The sequence below is a fragment of the Segetibacter sp. genome (assembly GCF_025963695.1).
Lineage (GTDB): Bacteria > Bacteroidota > Bacteroidia > Chitinophagales > Chitinophagaceae > Segetibacter.
Map to the genome: position 1 here is coordinate 19,488 of NZ_JAOQAH010000004.1, position 17,571 is coordinate 37,058.

The window sequence follows — 17,571 nt, forward strand, 5'->3', positions numbered from 1 at the left end:
TAGCTATGCAAAATTATTTAAACCGTCGTGATTTCGTAAGAAAAGCAACAATGGGAGGTGTCGGCTTCGGTCTGTTAGGAAATGCAACGTCTTTATTTGCGAATGGTAGCGTTGCTGCCGGTAAAAGGGTAGGCATTATTGGTCTCGACACGTCGCACGTTACGGCTGTCACAAATAGTTTAAACGGTCCGAATGTAACTGCAAACTGGGGTGGTTATAAAGTGGTGGCTGCATATCCTACAAAAGGCAGCGCCGACATGAAGGAAAGCATAGGCAGGCTTGCCGGCTTTACCGATGCAGTAAAGGCGCTAGGTGTTGAAATCGTTGATTCGATAGAAGACCTGCTAACAAAAGTGGATGTGGTGCTGCTGGAATCGGTTGATGGCCGCCGGCATCTGGCGGAAGCATTGCCCGTATTAAAAGCCGGAAAACGCATGTTTATCGATAAGCCTATCGCATCTTCCCTCGCCGACGCAATGGTTATTTTTGATGCTGCCAAAAAATATAATGTGCCCATTTTTTCAGCCTCTTCTTTACGGTATATTCCTGGGGCCAAAGAAATAGCTGAGGGAAAGATAGGCACAGTGCATGGCGCCGATACATACGGAAATTGTTATATCGAGCCTCACCATCCCGACCTGTTTTATTATGGTATCCACGGGGTCGAAATGCTATACGCCCTTATGGGCACCGGTTGTAAAAGTGTTGCACGTACCCATATTAATAACAGCGACCTGGCTGTGGGAACCTGGAAGGATGATCGCATTGGAACATTCAGGGGAACCCGCTTTGGTACCGGGAAAATGGGTGCTACCGTTTTTGGAGAAAAAGGTATAGAAGTGCTTGATAAGTCGCCGGGGTACGATCCGTTGTGGGTTAAAATCATAGCGTTTTTTGATACAGGAATAGTTCCGGTAACACCCGAAGAAACTTTAGAAACACTGGCTTTCATGGAAGCTGCTGATGAAAGTAAAATTAAAGGCGGTATTCCTGTAAACCTCGAAACGGTAATGGAACGGGCAAAGAAGAAAAGTCGGAGTATCCGCTACTAGTGTTGCTTTTGTGATGATGAACGATAACTTTTATACTCAGAGTAATACGAAATGAATTTGCGATGAAAACAATATTATTGTCAATCTGCTTCTTTTATTGCTTTTTAAACTTGCAAGGGCAAAATTTAAAAGTCCCTGTTTTGTTTGATAACCCAGTAGCAATATGGAAAGAGATGGCACCTTTTTTTGTAACCCCCAATCAGTACAAGGGTGAACCCGGTTCTTATCGTTCACCCTTAATTTTTTATGACGGACGCCCGGTAAAAACAGCCAAAGACTGGCAACAAAGGCGGAAAGAAATTCTTGGTCAATGGAATAAGATGATGGGAGAGTGGCCACCATTACTTAAAGACCAGGAGATGAGGTTTGTTGATACGGTAAGAAAGGAGGGATATACGCAGTTTCGGATAAGTTTTAAATGGCTGCCGAACGAAGAAACCGAAGGTTATCTTTTAGTTCCTGATGGAAAAGGTAAAAAGCCGGCTGTAATTACCGTGTTTTACGAGCCCGAAACGGCGGCTGGATTGGGAACATCGGAACGAACAAGAAATAAAGCTGACTTTGCGTATCAATTGGTAAAAAGAGGTTTCGTAACCCTTTCTATAGGAACAACTAAAGCTACCGAAGCTAACACGTACTCATTGTACTATCCCAACATAGAACATGCGCAGGTGCAACCATTATCAATGCTGGGTTGTGCTGCGGCAAATGCCTGGTATGTTCTTTCAAAAGTACGCGATGTGGATTCTTCGAAGATCGGCATCATGGGCCTTTCATTTGGAGGTAAGTGGGCGATGTTTGCTTCCTGCTTATTCGAAAAATTTGCTTGTGCGGTTTGGTCCGATGCCGGGATTGTATTTGACGAAACCAGGGGCGATGTTAACTATTGGGAACCCTGGTATTTGGGCTATTATCCCAAGCCCTGGCGCAAAAGGGGAATGATCACAAAAGAAAATCCAGCCTACGGACTATATCCGAAGCTTGTAAAAGAAGGGTACGATCTGCACGAACTACATGCCCTAATGGCACCACGTCCGTTTCTTGTTTCCGGGGGATCAGAAGACACAGAAAGTCGGTGGGTTCCTTTAAATCATTCTTTAGCAGTAAATCGTTTGCTGGGCTATACCGACCGGGTTGCCATGACAAACGACCGCGCTGAACATTTACCAACACCATTATCGAATGAACGGGCTTATTTGTTTTTTGACTATTTCTTAAAGTATAAGGGTAAGGATAAAGGGGCAGCAGCCAAACATTGAGGCGATAAATTACAGAAGGAATTTATTATTTGATTTGAGTTTATAACGGGAAACATTTATTATCTAACAGGTAAAATTTTTGTCATGGAAGATTCAAGAAGAGCGTTTATTAAAAATTCTATGAAGGCTGCCACAGCAGTTTCTATAGGCGGTATTCTGCCGGGGTTTAGCGCTAAAAGCTACGCAAGTATAATAGGTGCGAACGACCGTATTATGGTCGCCAGCATGGGCGTAAACAGCCGGGGCTTTGCAGTGGGTAGTAATTTTGCTAAACAGGAAAACTGTGAAGTGTTGTATGCCTGTGATGTTGATACCAGGGCCGCCAGCAAATACATTGCTGAAATTCAGAAAATAACAAAGAAGGCACCGAAAGCCGAACCTGATTTCAGGAAAGCACTGGAAGACAAGCAGCTCGATGCATTAATCGTGGCAGCTCCCGACCATTGGCATGCTCCGGCAGCTATTCTTGCATGTAAAGCCGGAAAACATGTGTACCTCGAAAAACCATGTAGTCATAACCCGCACGAGGGTGAATTGGTGATTGCAGCAGCAAAAAAATACGATCGGGTTTTGCAAATGGGCAATCAGAGAAGATCTTTTCCCAATGTGATTGCTGCTATGGCTGAGCTAAAGGCGGGTGCAATTGGTCGTCCTTATTTTGCAAAGACATGGTACACCAATAACAGGCCCACAATAGGAATAGGTAAAGAAGTGGCTGTTCCGGAATGGCTCAATTATGAATTATGGCAGGGGCCCGCACCTCGTAAAGCGTACAAGGATAATATCGTTCATTATAACTGGCACTGGCTCTGGAACTGGGGCACCGGCGAAGCTTTGAACAACGGAACCCATATGGTTGACATTGCCCGCTGGGGATTAGGGGTGGAGTACCCTACAAAAGTTAGCTCAAACGGAGGCCGCTACCGGTACAAAGATGACTGGGAAACACCGGATACACAGGTAATAAACCTGGAGTTTGAAAACAACACCTTCATGACCTGGGAAGGTCGTAGCTGTAATGGCAAAACGATTGAAGGCAGTAGCGTAGGTGTGATGTTTTATGGCGAAACAGGTTCTTTGCTGATAGAGGCAGGTAATGCTTACACTATTTTCGACCTCGACGATAAGATAGTAAAAGACGTTAAAAATACCACCAAAATAGATCCCCGTAACCTCGCAAACCCCGCTGAAAGTTTAGACAGCTTGCATATAAGAAATTTCTTCGATGGTATTCGTAAGGGTGCTAAAGTAAATTCAGATATCGTTAGCGGTCATCAAAGTACGTTGCTGGTACAGCTAGGTAATATTGCCTTACGTTCGGGCGATACTTTGAATATTGATCCTAAAAACGGTCATATACTCAATAACAAAGAAGCTAATAAATATTGGAGGAGAGAATATGCGCCAGGTTGGGAGCCAAAAGTCTAGTTTAGAAATTTTTTTGTTTACGAACGATTGTTTTTCATACCATCATCGTTGTGTCACTCACTTGTACGTCAAAACAAAACAGCAACAACAGCAGCACTAAGTAGACGCCGTTAATTCACAAACTATCAGTTGTAACTTTTTTAACCAACTTATTTCACGATCAAAATCCCCCAATGTCGCTTAACTTTTTAGACCTGCTCGCCATCGTTCTTTTTTTCTTAAGCATGGTCGTTGTCGGCATCATGTCGTATTTCAAAAGTAAAAACTCTGAAGACTATTTTGTTGCGGGCGGCAATTTGCCCTGGTGGTTAGCCGGCATTTCGCATCACGTTTCGGGCCATAGTGGTGCCGTATTTGTGGCCTACGCAGCCGTTTGTTATACACACGGTTTTACCATGTATATGTGGTGGGCGCTTCCGGTAGCAGTTGTAATTGTAAGTACTGCCCACATCTTTCCGGTTTATTGGGTCCGCCTGAGAAGAGCATTTCAAATACAGTCTCCCCTCGAGTATTTAAGCATACGATACAATGTAGCAACCCAACAAATAATAGCATGGGCGGGTGTAATACTGAAGGTTTTTGATGTAGGTGCAAAATGGGCCGCGATAGGTATTTTACTACATGTGGTCGCCGGTATCTCCATGACAACGGGCATTCTCATTTCAGGAGTCGTTACGATTATTTACGTTACGTTTGGAGGTCTCTGGGGCGTTATTATTACCGACTTTATTCAATTTCTTGTACAGGTGATTGGCGGAGTGGTGATGTTCGTACTGGTGGTAAATCACCTTGGTGGAATAAGTTCTGTTAGTACCTTATGGGACCAATTGCCGCCAGCGCATAGCCAACTATTCAACGATCCGTACTCGGCAGGGTTTGTGGCCGTAATGTTCTTCATTTGTTTCTTAAGTTATAACGGTGGTATCTGGAGTTTGGCAACAAGATATATTTCTTCTCCAAATGAAAAAGAAGCTTCAAAAGCGGCCAGGCTTTCGGGCATTTTGTACCTCTTCTGGCCATTGATCTTATTCTTCCCGATGTGGGCGGCGCCGACTATTTTGCCAGGACTGGAAAACCCAAATGAATCGTACGCTTTGCTAATGTTGAAAATACTGCCGCAGGGAATGATCGGGCTGGTAATTGCTTCATTATTTGCAGCAACCATGGGTATGACTTCTTCTGATGTAAATACCATTGCCGCCGTTATCACCCGTGACATTCTTCCTGTCGTTTCACCTAAATTTCGCAACGATCCGAATTCACTGCGCACGGCACGTATCACCACCTTCATTTTTACGCTTGCTACCATAATTATAGCCTTAAACTACGAACGTTTTGGCGGCGTACTAGGATTGATCATTAATTGGTTTGCGGCTTTATTAGGTCCAACTGCATTGCCTTTATTATTTGGCTTGCTCCCTGCTTTTAAATCATCCGGACCAAAAGCAGCGATTGCTTCAATTGCTGCCGGACTGCTCACCTTTGTTATTGGCAAACAGGTGCATTTCGATAGCCTTGCGTTAGAGGTTGGGCTACCAACAATGGTATCGTTGGTGGTATTTATTGGTGTTGGATTAGTCACTCGAAAAGTACCTGCGAAAGTTACCGACCTTATTAACGCGCTTAAAAAATCTTCATAGAATTAATACAACTATGCCAACTGGAAACGATAAGAAAGATTATGACGCCGTTTGTATCAATTGCATTTCAGGTGAAACAATGGCATTCGCTGTTCGTGGAAGCACTGTTGAGAATATAATTGAGAGTAACATAAAGGGAGATGACGTTCTTTTCGTTGGCCCGGGTTTAATCGACTTGCAGATTAACGGCGTGAATGGAATAGATTTCAACGACGCTTCGTTAACAGAACAGCAGGTATTAGAGGCTACTTACTTTTTGCTGAAGCAGGGCGTGACTACGTTTTTTCCAACGGTCATCACAAATTCTGACGAAAACATTTGTAAGATAGTGGCTACCATACATGCTGCCTGTTCTTCCGATCCTGTAGTGAATGATTGTATCCGGGGTATCCATTTGGAAGGACCATTTCTTTCAACCACTCCGGGCGCAAAAGGCGCCCACGACGAACAGTATATTAAAGCGCCTGATTGGGAATTATTTAAAACATTTCAGGAAGCAGCCGGAGAAAGAATAAAGCTGATAACCATTGCGCCCGAATGGGACGGTGCATGTGCCTTTATCGAAAAATGCAGGGAACAAAAAGTACTTGTTTCTATAGGTCATTCCATGGCAGGTGCAAAACACATCGAATTGGCTGTAAAGGCGGGTGCATCTCTTTCAACGCATTTGGGAAACGCAGTGCCTTTGCTGATGCCGCGTCACCCAAATATTTTATGGGATCTGCTCGCTGCTGACGAATTGTATGCGTGCATCATCGCCGACGGTTTGCATATCCCCGATTCTTTTATTAAAGTGGTGATAAAAAACAAAGGCGACAAGACTTTGGTTGTTAGCGATGCTACCCGCTTTGCAGGAATGCAACCGGGCGAATATCAGAACCATATTGGTGGCGCTGTAATATTGGATGAAGAAAAAAGAGTTTCGCTAAAAAGTACGCCGGGATTGATGGCGGGCGCTGCAAAGCTGTTGTTGGAAAATGTAGAGACCCTTGTCGATCACCGGCTTTGCACCCTGGGAGAAGCGTGGAAAATGGCATCGATAAATGTAGCGAACATGCTTAAAGCAAACGATCAGATGTTTGATGATAAAGGAGATTTTGTGCTGTTTAGATTAAACGGAAAGGAGATACAAATAGAGACAGTAATTAAAAAAGGAAACATTGTTTTTGAACGATGATTGTGCTCTGTTACTAATAAAATGTTCATTGCAATACGCGAGATGCCTGCACCCGATACTGAAGTTGACCGTATAACAATTGTTGAACGGAGCGACGCAACGGCTGTTGCTACAGTGCGATTGGCTGGTAAACAAAAAAATATGGCGCAAGCTGTGTAACGAATTAATTTTTGTAACCGATCAATTTTTAAACGTTGAAAGAAAGACAATTTGGTTTTGGCATTATAGGCGCGGGAACAATTTCTGACATTCATGCGCTGGCGATTGAAGCAATCCCCAACGCAAAATTGCATGGGGTGTTTAGCCTTACTAAAAATAAATCACAGGCGTTTGCGTATAAACATAATTGCGCTTCGTACAACATGCTGGAGGAGATGCTGCTTGTGCCTGAAATAGATATTGTGTGCATTTGTACGCCTTCAGGAGTACATCTTGATCCCGCCATAAAATGCATAGAAGCGGGTAAACATTGTGTGATAGAAAAGCCGCTGGAAGTAACGCTTGAAAAGTGCGATAGCATTATTGAGGCTGCCGGCAAGGCTGGCGTTAAAACGGCGGTCATTTTTCCATCGCGTTTTTATGAAGCTGCTCAGCAGGTAAAAAAAGCGATAGACGAACAACGGTTCGGCAAGCTGGTACTAGGCGGTGCCTATGTAAAGTGGAGCAGGAGCGAGGCATACTATCAATCAGCGGCATGGCGGGGTACATGGAATTTAGACGGCGGCGGAGCATTAATGAACCAGGGTATCCATTCGGTTGACCTGTTGCAGTGGTACATGGGCGATGTAGTTTCGGTACAATCGGTTACCGCCAACGTAAAACACAAAACAATAGAAGTAGAAGACACGGTTGTATCAACGCTGCAATTTGCTAATGGCGCATTGGGAACCATAGAGTGTTCAACGGCGGTGTTTCCCGGCGCATTAAAACGCATCGAGATCATGGGAACTTCAGGAACAGCAATCCTTGAAGAGAACAATTTAATAAAATGGCAGTTTGAAGAAGAAGCGAAAGAAGATGGGCAAATGAGAAAAAGTATGTCTGGTGGTAACGTTCTGAAAGGTGGAGTTTCTAACCCTGCCGACATCAGTTTTTCCGGGCATCAAAAACAACTGGAGGATATGATGCAAGCCATTGAAAAAGGCGCAAAACCGTTGATTGATGCACGCGACGGAAGAAAATCGGTTGCCATTGTACTCGCGGTTTATGAAAGTGCGCGTACCGGAAGAAAAGTTACACTGCTACCATCCTGATTTTTTCCCGAAGGTTTTATCCACATCTAATAAATACAACAAGAGTTAATGACACGAATACAGACTGTAAGGGAACTGACCGCAGAAAAATTAAAAGTAAATATTTACAATACACGCGAAGAAATGGGCGCTCAGGCTGCCCGCGATGCAGCCGAAAAAATAGCGGAGCTGCTGTTGCAGAAAGACAGGTTTGTAAATATCATTTTCGCTGCTGCGCCTTCACAAAGTGAATTTTTAAACCACTTGTCGCAGCAGAACGGCATCGATTGGAGCAGAGTTAATGCCTTTCACATGGACGAATATGTTGGCATTAGCAAAACCGCTATGCAGAGTTTCGGCTGGTTTTTAAAGGAAAGCTTTTTCGGTAAAGTGCCGCTTAAAAAGGTGTACTATATTAATGGCGACGCCGAAGATCCCCATGCAGAATGCAGTCGCTATGCTACGCTGCTAAACGAGTTTCCTGCAGATATTGTTTGCATGGGTATCGGAGAGAATACACATATCGCATTCAACGATCCTCACACTGCCAACTTCAACGATCCGGAGTTGGTTAAGGTGGTTACCCTTGATGAAGTTTCGCGTCAGCAGCAGGTGCACGACGGCTGCTTTCCGGCAATAGATGCCGTTCCTACTTCTGCCATCACGTTAACCGTTCCCGCCTTGCTTAGTGCGAATACCATTTTTTGCATGGTTCCAGGCAAAAATAAAGCTGCGGCTGTGTACCATACTATACACAACGTTGAAGACGAAAAATTTCCGTCAACATCACTGAAGAAACATCCTGGTGTTACGCTTTATTTAGATACAGACAGCGCTGCAAAATTGTAAGCTGTTGCTCTTGTATTGTTCTTTTTTATTGTTCGGACTGCCGTTATTAATTAAGCATTTGTTGTGTCACTCACTTGTACAATTTGTTTTTCATGGCAACGGACAAAGCGGAGTTACCGCAACCAAAAATGACTTATGAAAATTAGATACGCCTTATTATTTCTTAGTGCAATCCTCTTAATTGGAGCTTGCAAAAGCGGCTCAAAGCATTCAAACATTTCTTTTGAGCAATATAAAATTGCAGATGGTTTCGAGATAGAATTAGCAGCATCCGAACCTTTGATTGTAGCTCCGGTAGCAATGGATTTTGACAACCAGGGTAGAATGTGGGTAGTTGAAATGAGGGGCTTTATGCCCAATCTTGCAGGCATAGGAGACGATGCTGCAAACGGCAGAATTAGCATTTTAGAAGACCTTGATAAGGACGGGTTTGCAGAGTCTTCAAAGGTGTTTTTAGATAGTTTGGTATTGCCGAGAGCTATGGCGCACGTGTATGGTGGCGTATTATATACTTCCCCCCCTTTTTTATGGTTTGTTGAAAATAACAACGATAAACCAGGTAGAAAAACGCTCGTCGATTCAACCTATGCTGAGGGTGGCAGCCCCGAAGCGCAAGCCAACGGATTAATGATGAACATTGACAACTGGATCTATAGCGCTAACTCGCAGTTCAGGTATCAGCTTAAAGATGGAAAATGGTTAAAAGAACGCACCTCTTTTCGTGGCCAGTTTGGTATTACCAGGGACGATTTCGGAAGGCTTTATTATAATTACAACACCATTCAGCTGGCGGGTGATTATATGCTGCCCAACACACTTATCGGTAATCCTTATTTTAAACCTACGGAAGGGGTGAATAAAGTGCTAACCACAAACCATAGGGTGTATCCGTTACATGCCACTGTTGTAAACAGGGGGTATGTTGAAAGCATACTTGATAAAGACAGTATGTTATTAAAAGTTACTGCGGCATGCGGACCAATGGTCTACCGCGGAGACCAGTTTCCGGATGAATACCGTTTAAATGCTTTTATGTGCGAACCTCAGGCAAATCTCGTCAAACGAAATATCCTCACTTTTGAAGATGATAAGACTACTGCAAAACAAGCCTGGGATGATCGCGAATTTCTTGCTTCAACTGATGAAGGTTTTCGTCCGGTAAACTTGTTCAACGGTCCTGATGGCGCAATGTATGTCGTAGACATGCACCGGGGGGTGATGGAATACCGCGCATTTACAACACCCTATTACAACACTAAAATAGCTGAGAAAAAACTTGACACGTTGCTTAATGCAGGGCGCATTTTACGAGTAAAAGCAAAAGACAAAAAGCTGGGGACAATACCAAATCTTACAACAACTTCAGGCAGCGAGTTGGTTCGGTTGCTCACAAGTAAAAATGGCTGGATTAGAGACAGGGCGCAGCAGTTGTTGATTTACAAAAAAGACAAGTCTGTAATTGCAGCACTGGTTAAACTTACCCGGGATGTACAAAATGTACTACCCGCAATACACGCCTTACATGTATTGTCGGGGCTGAATGAATTGTCTTTTGAATTGCTTCAACAAGTAGCAGCCTATGGAGAGCCAATGCTGTCAGCGCATGCGCTGGTGTTGCTGCATGGTTATACTTCTAATGATCCGGCAGCGATGGCGGGGTTAGCTAATCAACTACTCTCTAAAAACAACCTGGTCGTTAATTTATATCTTGCTACAACACTCGGTCCGTGGAATGAAAAGGCTCCCGCCATATTTTTACCTATTCTCTCAAAAATGTCACAGTTATATCCTGGTAACGCGCTTTACCAGGAAGCTATTGTAAGTAGTTTAAAAGGTGCAGAGACCAACTTTCGCCAAGTGCTTGCAAAAACGAAAGTGGAGCAAAATTCGAAAATACTGGACAGCTTGTTAGATTTAACCATAAAAAATAGGCAGGAAGGAAAAATGAACCCGATTTATGTAGAGGTAAGAAGAGCACTTGACTCCCGAACGAATGGACTTGCACTATTTAGAAACAACTGTGCGCCTTGCCACGGACCAGACGGCGATGGAATGGATCTTGTTGGTCCGCCGCTTAAAGGTTCTGAATATGTTTCAGGTTCTACAAGCCGGTTGGCAATGATAATTTTACATGGACTGGAAGGACCAATTCATATCAACGGGAAATTATACAACTTCAATAACACGATGCCCAATTTCGCTAACAATTTCGACGACGCTCAAATAGCAGACATTATTAAGTATTTGCATAACGCGTTTGTGACCTCACCAGTAAAAACAATAGACACAGAAAAAATAAAGCAACTGCGAAATAAAAAAACGGGGACTCTAACAGAAAAAGATCTGCTGCAAATAACAAACGAAGAATGATATTAAATGAAAATCTTTACACGGCTCCTCAATAGATTTTTTATGAAACTGGAAGATTGGGAATAGTTAATCTTTTATAATGAGGAATATAATTATAATCGTTTTGGGGCTGTGCTGTTCATTGTTCATCTTTTGGAATCAGAAGGAACGGGCAATGACAAATTTACTAATTGAAGAACAGCTTACCTTAGATTCTACGGTTATCGGCATGAGCACTATCGCTACCGGCCTTGATGTTCCCTGGGAAATAACGTGGGGCTCTGATAACTATATCTGGATGACCGAACAAGGTGGAAGAGTGAGCAGGCTGGATCCCCGTACTGGTAAAAGAAAAGTGGTATTAAATCTGGCGGGCGTTTACAGGAACAGATCGATGGGACTATTAGGCATGGCTTTGTCACGCGATCTTAAAAAAGAGCCTTATATATTTTTAGATTATACCTACCTGAATGGCGAAAAGGTATTGTCGCGCCTCGTAAGATATACTTATAGAAACGACTCTTTGGTTGAACCGCTTGTATTGCTAAACGACATTCCCGGAAATAACGGGCACAACGGTTCACGTATTATCGTTGCGCCAGATGGTAAACTAATGATGTCGACTGGTGATGCGCACAACTCAAACAATGCCCAGGACCCAACATCAATTAACGGTAAGATTTTAAGGTTGAACATAGATGGAACGATACCGGCTGATAACCCGATGCCGGGAAGTGCTGTCTGGTCTTGGGGACACAGAAATATACAGGGCTTGGCTTATGGCACCAACAGCATTCTTTATAGTTCCGAACACGGTGATGCTATTGAAGATGAGTTAAACATTATTCAAAAAGGGAAAAACTATGGATGGGGGAAGGTGGAAGGTTATGTTGACACTGAGGAAGAAAAAGAGCTTGCTAAAGCTACCCCGGTAACAGAACCAATAAAATCATGGACGCCAACCATTGCTCCTGCCGGTATACAGTTCTATAATTCTTCCCTGGTACCCGAATGGAAAAACGCGGTGTTATTAACTACGCTTAAAGCGGGCGCTTTGTATGTTTTAAAGCTGGATAAGAATGGAAAAAAGGTGGTTTCTGAAAACATTTATTTTACTCAGGCCTACGGAAGAATAAGAGATGTGTGCGTTTCTCCCACCGGCGAAATTTATATCTCAACCAGTAATAAGGACTGGAACCCGTCAGAAGGTTTTCCAAAGCTGAAGGATGATCGGATTATTCGCATAACAAAGGTGCGGACAGAAAGAAAATCGAAGAAAACAACGCCTGCAATAACAGCCGGACCAAAACCTGTAACAATCATTGCCGGCGGCCATTCGATTTATACAAATTATTGCACTGCCTGTCATAAAAAAAGTGGTGAGGGCGTAATTGGCAACTTTCCGCCATTGAAAGGAAACCCAGGAGTAACCGGTAATAAGGATGCATTAATATCAGTAGTATTAAATGGATTGTCGGGTCCGAGAAACGTAAACGGGGTGGAGTATAACCAGGCAATGCCGGGGTTCAAATTCCTGAATGATAAAGATGTTGCAGCAGTTGTTTCCTATATCCGTACAAACTTCGGCAACAAGGCAAGTGCAGTAACAGCCGCTGACGTATCGAACGTAAGAAAGATAAAAAAGTAGCCTTGCCGTAAACCGTATTATCAAGAAGAGAATTTGTAATAGAAATACTAATGTTGGTATCATAAAATTAACAACAAGCAACAAAAAGAATGGAAGTAGAAGATGTAACGTTAACAGCAACAAGACCGGTAAAAGAAGGCATCTTCAGCGCGTTTAAAAGATGGGTAATATCGTTAGGCCCGGGAATAATTACCGCCGCAGTAGTGTTTGGACCAAGCAAAATAACCATCACCTCAAAGATGGGTGCGGAGTATGGCTATAGCCTTTTATGGATAGTGGTTGTGGCAATATATTTCATGATTGTATTTACCTCGATGGCCGATAGAATCGGCCTCGCACTTAATCATTCGCTGCTAACCACTATCAAACAAAAATGGGGTAAACCAGTTGCCTTATTTTTAGGGATAGGCGTGTTTTTAGTAACCTCTTCGTTCCAGGCAGGTAACTCAATTGGGGTAGGAATTTCAATAGCCGAATTTAATCAAACATCCCCCATACCCTGGATTGTAGTGTTTAACGTAATCGGCATTGCACTGCTGTTTTTCAGAACGTTTTATAAGATCTTAGAAAAGGTCATGATCTTTCTCGTAGTGTTAATGCTCGTCTCATTTATATCAACATTGATATTGGTGAAACCACCGTTAAACGAAGTTGCGTCAGGCTTTGTACCCAATGTACCAACAGGTTCATTAGGGTTACTCATCGCTTTTGTTGCGTCGGCATTTTCATTGGTCGCAGCCTTCTATCAATGTTACCTTGTACAGGAAAGAAAGCGACTAAACCCAACCGTTAAAGAGAATAAAAACAGCAGTGTAACCGGCATACTTATACTGGGTTTTATGAGCGCTACCGTGATGGTTTGCGCATCCGCTATATTAAACGCCAAAGGCATAAAAGTGAACAATGCGGCCGACATGGCGAAGGCATTGGAACCACTGTTTGGAAAGTATGCATCCACCATGTTTTTGATCGGGTTGTTTGGGGCATCATTCTCATCACTTATTGGAAACGCTGCTGTTGGCGGCACCCTGTTAGGCGATGCATTAGGTTATGGAAACCAGCTAAATTCAAAGGTCATCCGCATACTTATTGCGCTTATTATGATCATCGGCGCAACGGTTGCCATTGTATTTGGCAAGCTTCCGCTTGAGCTGATCGTGCTTGCACAAAGCGTAACCATTTTCATTGTCCCCTTCATTGGCATTGCTATGTATGCCACCGCAAACGATGCTAAAATAATGGGTCCGCTTAAAAATTCTTTAGCCATTAAAATCGCAGGTGCCATTGGCTTGCTCATCATTATTTTCCTTGCGATCATGAACATTAAAAATCTCTTTTTATAATAAGAAAGGCTACTACTACTATGAATGATATTAATGAATTGTACCAGCAACTATTGGAGCCATCAGAGAAACTAATATCGGATATCGCCCGACTAAAAGGTGATATTATTATTTTAGGCGTTGGCGGCAAAATGGGACCGGCGCTTGCAAGGCTTGCCAAGCAGGCGGTTGACCGTGCCGGCGTTGATAAACGTGTTATTGGCGTGTCGCGCTTTTCGGAGGAAGGATTACAGGATGAATTGAACGGGTTAGGTATCGAAACCTATGTTGCAGACCTGCTGAACGATGACGAATTAGACGCCTTGCCCGTGGCTGAAAACGTATTGTATTTGGCCGGAACAAAGTTTGGTACAACCGGAAAAGAATCGTTTACATGGGCAATGAATTCGTACCTGCCGGGTCGTATTGCACAGAAGTATAAAAACGCCCGGATTGTTGTTTTTTCAACAGGCAACGTCTATCCGTTAACGCCTGTTTTAATGGGTGGTGCCGATGAACAACTTACACCAAATCCTGTTGGCGAGTATGCGCAGTCGTGCCTTGGCAGGGAGCGTCTTTTTCAGTATTATTCCTCTAAATACAATACGCCCATTCTTATCTACAGGCTTAATTATGCCAACGATGTAACCTATGGCGTACTGCTGGAAGTAGCGAAATCTGTAAAGGAAAATCGCCCGATCGATATCAACATGGGGCACGTGAATGTTATCTGGCAGGGCGATGCAAACGAGATAGCGTTGCGTTCGTTATTACATTGTTCGGTGCCGTCTAAAATCCTTAATGTTTCTGGTCCTGAAACAGCTTCTATTCGTTGGATTGCAAAGGAGTTCGGCAAGCTGTTTGGCAACACGCCCGAATTTACTAACCACGAGCAAGACACTGCCCTGTTAAGCAATACCGCCGAGTCGTCCCGCTTGTTTGGTTACCCCAGAGTGACGTTGAAGGAGATGATCGAAATGATTGGCGCATGGTTAAATGAGGGTGGAAAAACGATCAACAAGCCAACACATTTCCAGGAAAGAACGGGTCAGTTTTAGCCAATGGAATAAATATAAAAGAGGGTTTTTTTGAGCCCGACGGCAGTGCTGCTATTTATCTTTCGTTGCGTCGCACTCTTGTACCATAACAATAACATCAACAAATTCTCTAACTTTCTTTCGGGGGTTGGGGGCATTAACATTATACTATGGAACTACAGTCAACCATAAAAGAATTACTACATAAAGGAACCATTATACCTGCGCATCCATTAGCATTAGACGCTAACAGAACACTCGATGAAGAAAGGCAGCGTCGGCTTACCCGGTATTACATGGCTGCCGGTGCAGGCGGCGTAGCAGTAGGTGTTCACACTACACAGTTCGAAATAAGAAAGCCTGAAATAAACCTGCTGGAAACTGTTTATAAACTGGCTGCGGAAGAGATTGAGCGTGCGCAGTTAAATCGTCCTTTTGCAAAAGTCGCCGGCATAGTCGGTCCAACAGAACAAGCAACCAGAGAAGCGGAATTGGCCGTTCAATACGGCTATCACATCGGCCTTGTAAGTCTCGGCGGTTTAAAAGAGTATTCAGAAGCTGACCTTATTAAACATGTTCGCGCAGTGGCGGAGATTATCCCTGTTTTCGGCTTTTACCTTCAGCCGGCAGTAGGTGGCAGAATACTAAGTTATGACTTCTGGAAAGAATTTGCACAGATAGAGAATGTGCAGGCAATAAAGGTCGCTGCATTTAACCGCTATCAAACGTTGGACGTGGTGCGTGCGGTGTGCGGCTCTCCCCGCAAAGATGAAATTGCGTTATATACCGGCAACGACGATAATATTGTAGCAGACTTAATCACACCTTATCGTTTTAGTATCGATGGGCAAAAAGTTGAGAAAAGATTTGTTGGTGGTTTATTGGGTCACTGGGCAGTATGGACAAGAAAGTCGGTAGAATTATTGAATGAAATCAAACAGTCAGTTGCAGAACGCTCCTCAGATTTTGAAGAACTGTTAAGCAAAGGAATTGAAGTAACGGATATGAATGAAGTGATCTTCGATGCACGAAACGCTTTTCACGGTTGCATTCCCGGCATACACGAAGTTCTAAGAAGGCAAGGGTTGCTTGAAGGCAGATGGTGTCTTGATCCGCATGAAGAACTATCACCCGGCCAGATGGAAGAAATTGACCGTGTGTACAAGATGTACCCTCATTTTACTGACGATGCGTTTGTAAAAGAGTTTTTGGAGAAGGATAAAGAGCAGGTAAAGGGTATTGCATTCGTGTAAGAAGCAATGTTAATTGCAGTATAAAAAACCAAAATAAAATGACAGCTTGAGGTAAAGGCAGAATGAAGATTTGACGTACAAGGGAGTGACACAACGATGTTGCAAAGAGATGTATAAAGCTCGTCAACAAAAAGAACAACGGATAATGTTACTGAACAAAATAAAGGAACGTGCAAAAGAAATAACGAACACTGTCATCAGTTATCGCAGGCATTTGCATGCATGCCCCGAATTGTCGTTTAAAGAATATGAAACGTCTGCTTTCATTAAAGCCAGGCTGGATGAAATGCAGATTGAATGGAAACCGATGGCGGGCACAGGGGTAGTAGCTTTAATAAAAGGTAGGCACCCTTCTGATAAGGTAATTGCACTGCGTGCCGATATGGATGCATTGCCGATTACAGAAGCAAACACAATTGAATACGCGTCCAAAAATAGGGGTGTTATGCATGCCTGCGGACATGATGCACATACTTCCTCATTACTGGGTGTCGCCAGTGTTCTTCAATCAATGCAGCATGAATTTGGAGGAACGGTTAAACTCATCTTTCAACCCGCTGAAGAAGTGTTACCGGGCGGCGCCGGAATGATGATAGATGAAGGCGTATTAGAAGACCCGAAACCTGAAATTGTACTTGGGCAACACGTTTCACCCTTTATTGAGGCAGGAAAGATCGGTATCAGGAAAGGGAAATTTATGGCTTCGATGGATGAAATATTTGTAACGATCAAAGGCAAGGGCGGGCATGGTGCACAACCGCATCGAAATATTGACCCCGTTATGATTGCTGCCCAAATGCTGGTAAGCTTGCAACAAGTGGTTAGCAGGATGGCAAACCCAACGTTGCCAACTGTGTTATCATTTGGAAAGGTGATAGCCAATGGCGCAATCAATATTATTCCTGACGAAGTGTACATGGAAGGAACGTTCAGAACCCTGGATGAAGCGTGGCGGGAAGAAGCACACACACGAATAAAAAATATAGCAACCGGCATTGCCGAAAGCATGGGCGGAAGTTGCGAGTTGAAGATTAAAAAAGGTTATCCTTACCTGGTTAATGATGAACAACTTACTGGCAGGATATCTGAATATGCAGCAGAATACATTGGCAAAGACAATGTCGAAGACCTCCACATCTGGATGGCAGCTGAAGACTTTGCACGTTATTCTCAAATAATTCCTTCGTGTTTTTATCTGCTGGGTGTGGGCAACAAAGAAAAAGGCATCAGCTCTTCGTTGCATACTCCCACCTTTAATATTGACGAAACTGCGTTGGAAATAAGTGTTGGCTTAATGACTTACATCGCCCTAAAGCAGTTGGGCG

14 protein-coding genes are annotated in these 17,571 nt (G+C 43.4%); all 14 read left to right on the forward strand.

The features are described from left to right. Window positions 1-5 precede the first annotated feature (5 nt). Complete coding sequence (locus tag JWR87_RS00160; protein ID WP_297814428.1) at window positions 6-1,052, forward strand: Gfo/Idh/MocA family oxidoreductase; 1,047 nt, start codon at window positions 6-8, stop codon at window positions 1,050-1,052. 140 nt (window positions 1,053-1,192) lie between these two features. Further along, window positions 1,193-2,311, forward strand: coding sequence for an alpha/beta hydrolase family protein (locus JWR87_RS00165; RefSeq protein ID WP_297814429.1), 1,119 nt, complete (start codon window positions 1,193-1,195; stop codon window positions 2,309-2,311). A gap of 84 nt (window positions 2,312-2,395) precedes the next feature. Continuing rightward, window positions 2,396-3,739 carry a Gfo/Idh/MocA family oxidoreductase gene (locus JWR87_RS00170; RefSeq protein WP_297814431.1) on the forward strand — a complete coding sequence of 448 codons (1,344 nt, stop codon included), beginning with the start codon at window positions 2,396-2,398 and terminating at the stop codon, window positions 3,737-3,739. 173 nt (window positions 3,740-3,912) lie between these two features. Then, complete coding sequence (locus JWR87_RS00175) at window positions 3,913-5,379, forward strand: sodium:solute symporter family protein (protein ID WP_297814433.1); 1,467 nt, start codon at window positions 3,913-3,915, stop codon at window positions 5,377-5,379. A gap of 13 nt (window positions 5,380-5,392) precedes the next feature. Then, window positions 5,393-6,556, forward strand: coding sequence for an N-acetylglucosamine-6-phosphate deacetylase (nagA, locus tag JWR87_RS00180; RefSeq protein WP_297814434.1), 1,164 nt, complete (start codon window positions 5,393-5,395; stop codon window positions 6,554-6,556). Between the two features lie 21 nt (window positions 6,557-6,577). Further along, entirely contained in the window at window positions 6,578-6,715 is a 138-nt protein-coding gene (locus tag JWR87_RS00185; RefSeq protein ID WP_297814436.1) for a hypothetical protein, read from the forward strand. A 35-nt stretch (window positions 6,716-6,750) separates the two neighbouring features. Next, complete coding sequence (locus tag JWR87_RS00190; RefSeq protein ID WP_297814438.1) at window positions 6,751-7,809, forward strand: Gfo/Idh/MocA family oxidoreductase; 1,059 nt, start codon at window positions 6,751-6,753, stop codon at window positions 7,807-7,809. A 48-nt stretch (window positions 7,810-7,857) separates the two neighbouring features. Next, window positions 7,858-8,637, forward strand: coding sequence for a glucosamine-6-phosphate deaminase (locus JWR87_RS00195; protein ID WP_297814439.1), 780 nt, complete (start codon window positions 7,858-7,860; stop codon window positions 8,635-8,637). A 135-nt stretch (window positions 8,638-8,772) separates the two neighbouring features. Next, on the forward strand, window positions 8,773-11,007 hold the full coding sequence (locus JWR87_RS00200; protein WP_297814440.1) for a c-type cytochrome: 2,235 nt from the start codon (window positions 8,773-8,775) through the stop codon (window positions 11,005-11,007). 154 nt (window positions 11,008-11,161) lie between these two features. Then, entirely contained in the window at window positions 11,162-12,634 is a 1,473-nt protein-coding gene (locus tag JWR87_RS00205; RefSeq protein WP_297814441.1) for a PQQ-dependent sugar dehydrogenase, read from the forward strand. Between the two features lie 89 nt (window positions 12,635-12,723). Next, complete coding sequence (locus JWR87_RS00210) at window positions 12,724-13,977, forward strand: Nramp family divalent metal transporter (RefSeq protein ID WP_297814442.1); 1,254 nt, start codon at window positions 12,724-12,726, stop codon at window positions 13,975-13,977. Window positions 13,978-13,997: 20 nt separating this feature from the next. Next, entirely contained in the window at window positions 13,998-15,014 is a 1,017-nt protein-coding gene (locus tag JWR87_RS00215) for an NAD(P)-dependent oxidoreductase (RefSeq protein ID WP_297814443.1), read from the forward strand. A gap of 149 nt (window positions 15,015-15,163) precedes the next feature. Continuing rightward, a complete protein-coding gene (locus tag JWR87_RS00220) occupies window positions 15,164-16,246 on the forward strand; it encodes a dihydrodipicolinate synthase family protein (RefSeq protein WP_297814445.1) in 1,083 nt (360 codons plus the stop codon). 145 nt (window positions 16,247-16,391) lie between these two features. After that, window positions 16,392-17,571: M20 family metallopeptidase (locus tag JWR87_RS00225; RefSeq protein ID WP_297814446.1), on the forward strand; the 1,180-nt coding region annotated here is incomplete at its 3' end.